This is a genomic window from Streptomyces sp. FH025 (genome assembly GCF_017427025.1).
Lineage (GTDB): Bacteria > Actinomycetota > Actinomycetes > Streptomycetales > Streptomycetaceae > Kitasatospora.
Genome location: NZ_JAFLNG010000696.1, coordinates 1 through 4,020, shown reverse-complemented (window position 1 = coordinate 4,020; position 4,020 = coordinate 1). Strand labels below are relative to the sequence as shown.

The 4,020-nt window shown below is 74.0% G+C and carries 3 protein-coding genes; 1 reads left to right on the top strand and 2 read right to left on the bottom strand.

What is annotated here, in order from left to right:
• Positions 1 to 1,044, top strand: a 1,044-nt coding sequence (locus J0670_RS32225) for a hypothetical protein (RefSeq protein WP_374223211.1), incomplete at its 5' end; no start/stop codon positions are given.
• A gap of 81 nt (positions 1,045 to 1,125) precedes the next feature.
• On the opposite strand, the gene J0670_RS32220 is transcribed toward J0670_RS32225, so the two are convergent.
• Together J0670_RS32220 and J0670_RS32215 are read right to left on the bottom strand one after the other, a co-directional pair.
• On the bottom strand, positions 1,126 to 2,625 hold the full coding sequence (locus tag J0670_RS32220; protein WP_207815575.1) for an aminopeptidase P family protein: 1,500 nt from the start codon (positions 2,623 to 2,625) through the stop codon (positions 1,126 to 1,128).
• Between the two features lie 125 nt (positions 2,626 to 2,750).
• Positions 2,751 to 4,020: PP2C family protein-serine/threonine phosphatase (locus J0670_RS32215; protein WP_243437836.1), on the bottom strand; the 1,270-nt coding region annotated here is incomplete at its 5' end.

The window sequence follows — 4,020 nt, the reverse complement described above, 5'->3', positions numbered from 1 at the left end:
CTCGCCGACAGCACCCCGTCCTCCAGCGCCTCGGCCACCAACACCGTGCCGGCCGGCGGCCCGTCGACGTCGTACACCTTCCGCGGCGTGAAGCTGAAGATCCCGGCAGGCTGGCGGGCCGTTACCGTCCCGAACACCTACCACCTCTGCATCCTGAGTCCGGGCGCGCCCCAGGACGCCGACGCTCAGATCTGCGAGCCGTACGGGGTGGACCTCTTCGTCTATGACCAGGAGCCGGACCTCTGGCCGTCGGTCAGCTTCCTCGACGACAACGCCGGTTGGACCAGCCAGCCCTACTGCCCGGTCTGGGGAAACCCCCACGATGCCGCCGCGGGCGAGATCACCTCCGTCGGCCCGACGAAGAGCACCCCCACCGTCTCCGGCCGCCCCGCACGCAAGTCGCAGTGGCAGGTGACCTGCGGCAAGTCGCCCTTCACGGCGCAGATGTGGGCGCTGCCCAAGGACCATGTGTTCGTCTCGGCGATCGGCCTCAAGGCCGACTACCAGGCGGGTCTGCAGTCGATCGTCAACAGCCTGGACGTCAGCGGCCACAAGGTGGCGGGGGCGACGCCGTCGGGTGTCGCGGCGAGCGCCGGCGACATCGCCGTCACGGTGAACGGGCTCGGCGCCGGGCAGCCGGTGTCCACGAACGGTACGCCGGTGACGTTCACGGTGACGTACCGCAACACCAGTCGGACCGACTACCCGGCGGTCCAGCCGCTGGTCTTCACCGATGTCTACCCGGGGACACCGGACGGCCAGATCCCGATGAACGCCGGCAAGCTGGAACGTCAGGACAACGGCAACTGGGTCCAGGCGATCCTGTCGCCGGGCGGTGGCATGGACTACGCGATGAGCGGCAAGGAAGCCGCCTTCCCCCTGGCGCCGGGCGCGAGCCGGACGGTCACGTACCGGATGACCCTCACCCCCGCCGACGGACCCGGGTCGATGCCGCTGCGGGCGAAGGCGACGCTGCCGTACGACGGCAGCAGCACGTGGACCCAGCTCGGTGGGGCGAACGTCCAGGTGACGGTCGTGAAATAGCCGACCCCCGGACACGCGAGAGCCCGGCCTCCCACTGCTCGGGAGGCCGGGCCCTTCAGCGCGGAGCGGCTCCGGTGCGGCTCAGGCGTGCGAGGCCATCCAGGCCTCGACCTCGTCGGAGCGGCGGGGCAGGCCGGCCGAGAGGTTCTCGTTGCCGTCGGCGGTGACGAGGATGTCGTCCTCGATCCGGACGCCGATGCCGCGGTACTCCTCCGGCACGGTCAGGTCGTCCTGCTGGAAGTACAGGCCGGGCTCGACGGTGAGCACCATGCCGGGCACCAGCAGGGCGTCGACGTGCTCCTCGCGGCGGGAGTGGGCGCAGTCGTGGACGTCCAGGCCGAGCATGTGGCCGGTGCCGTGCAGGGTCCAGCGGCGCTGCAGGCCGAGCTCCAGGACCTTCTCGACGTCGTACACCGAGGCGTCCAGCAGGCCCCAGGCGAGCAGCCGCTCGGCGAGGACGCGCTGCGAGGCCTCGTGGAAGTCGCGGAAGCGGGCGCCCGGCTTCACCGCGGCGATGCCGGCCTCCTGGGCGTCGTACACGGCGTCGTAGATCTTGCGCTGCAGCTCGGTGAAGCGGCCGTCGATCGGCAGGCTGCGGGTGACGTCGGCGGTGTAGAGGGTGTTGGTCTCCACGCCGGCGTCGAGCAGCAGCAGCTCGCCGGGGCGCACGTCGCCGTCGTTGCGGACCCAGTGCAGGGTGGTGGCGTGCGGGCCGGCCGCGGCGATGGTGCCGTAGCCGACGTCGTTGCCCTCGACCCGGGCGCGGCGCCAGAAGGTGCCCTCGATCCAGCGCTCCGAGGTGGCGACGGCCTGGCCCAGCTCGCGGACCACGTCGGTGAAGCCCTTGACGGTGGCGTCGCAGGCGGCGCGCAGCTCGCCGATCTCCCATTCGTCCTTGACCAGCCGCAGGCCGCTCAGGAACTCCTTGAACTCGGCGTCCTTGTCGGCGTCCAGCACGTCGGCCAGCGCGGCCTCCAGGCCGGCGTCGTAGCCGCGGACGATCCGGGTCGGCACGGCGGAGTCGGCGGCCTTCGCGGCCAGCTCCTCGGCGGCCTTTCGGACGTCGCGGGCCGGCAGGCCGAGCAGCTGCTCCTGCTCGCTCAGGCTGTACCGGCGGCCGACCCACAGCTCGCCGTAGCCGTCCAGCCAGAACTCGCCGTTCTCGCGGTCGGAGCGGGGTAGCAGGTAGAGCGTGAACTCGTGGCCGGTGGCGCCGGTCGGCTCGCCGACGAGCACCGCGTCCTCGGTCTGGTCGCCGGTGAGGTGCACGTACTCGCTGGAGGCGCGGAAGGCGTAGTCGGTGTCGTTGGAGCGCACCCGCAGGTTGCCGGCCGGGACGACCAGGCGCACGCCGGGGTGGGCGGCGGACAGCTTGGCGCGCCGCTCGGCCGCGTACGGGGCCTGGACGACGGGGGAGAGGCCGTGCAGCTCGGTGTCGGCCCAGCCGGACTTCATCGAGGCGGCCAGCTCGTCGGAGATCTCGCCGTAGAGCCCGTTCTTGCGGCCCTTGAACTCCTGCGGCTCCTCGCCGCCCTCGGCCTCGGGGTTCTCGGCCACCGCGGGGGTGCGGTCCTCGGTCACGTGCAACGCCTCCTAGGGGGGTGGTACCGCCGCCCTCGGGGGAGGTGTCGGGTCGCGACACGCGCGGGCGGCCGTGCGTCCATGGTACGGACGCCCGGCCGCCCACCTGTTCCGGGTTCGAACCGTCACTCGAAGCGGGCGGCGAGCAGCATCAGGTCGTCGGTCGCCGTGGCGGCGTCCGGGCCCGGGCAGACGGCCAGCAGGTGGGCGCAGAGCCGGTCCGGGTCGATCCGCACGTCGCGCGGGGCGTCGGCGGCGGCCCGGCGCAGGTTGGCCTGTCCGGCGTGCAGGGTCGGGCCGCAGCGGCGGGCCAGGCCCTCGGTGTAGAGCAGCAGGGTGTCGCCGCGCTCGGCGGTGAACCCGACGCCGGGCGCCTCCCAGCAGGCCAGCATGCCGAGCGGGGCGGAGAGCGAGGTCTCCACGAACTCGGCGCCGTGCCGGCCGACCAGGACCGGCGGGCAGTGCCCGGCCCCGGCCAGGGTGATCCGGCGCTCCTCGGGCTCGACCCAGGCGTAGACGGCGGTGGCGGAGCGGGTCGGCTCGGTGGTCTTGAGCAGCAGCTCCAGGTCGCCCAGGACGGAGACCGGGTCCTCGCCCTCCAGCACCGCGTACGCCCGCAGCGCGGCCCGGATCCGGCCCATCGCTGCGGCCGCGCCGGGGGCGGAGCCGGGGCCCGCGCCGGGGCCGTCGCCGGAGACGGAGCCGACGGTGAGGCCGACGGTGCCGTCCGGCAGCGGGATGGCGTCGTACCAGTCGCTGCCGCAGGAGTGGTCCAGGCCGGCCGGGACGAGTCGGGCGGCCAGCCGCAGCCCGGCGAGCTGGGGCAGCCGGTCCGGCAGCAGGCCGCGCCGCAGCGCCTCGGTGGTGCGCCGGACCCGTTCCGTCTCCAGCTGCTTGGCGAGCAGTGGGGCGGCGATCTCGCAGTAGCGGCGGGCCAGTTCGCGCCGGCACTCGGTGGGGGAGGCGGGCCGGTCGTAGAACCAGACGGCGGAGGCGAGCGGGCCGTCCTCGGCGGTGGCGAGCGGCAGGCCGAAGGCACCGCCGAGGCCGAGGTGGACGGCGAGTTCGCGCAGTCGGCCGCCGATGGCCGGGTCCTCGGCGAGGTCGGTGGACTGGAGCTGTGCGGGCCGGTCCCGTTCGCGCAGCAGCCGGGCGAGCAGGCTCTGCTCGGTCGGGACGGTCTCCAGCGCGCCGAGGCTGGCCCGGTCCAGGCCGAAGCCGACGGGCTGGCCGGGGCCGCCGTCCGGCATCAGGGTGACCAGTACGCCCCGGCTGGCGCCGAGCAGGGCGGCGCCGGAGGCGAGGACGGCGTCCAGGGTGGCGGTGAGGCCGCGGGCGCGGGCGAGCCGTTCGGTGTGCTCGTGGAGGCTGGTGATATCGGACAGGCGTCCGGCC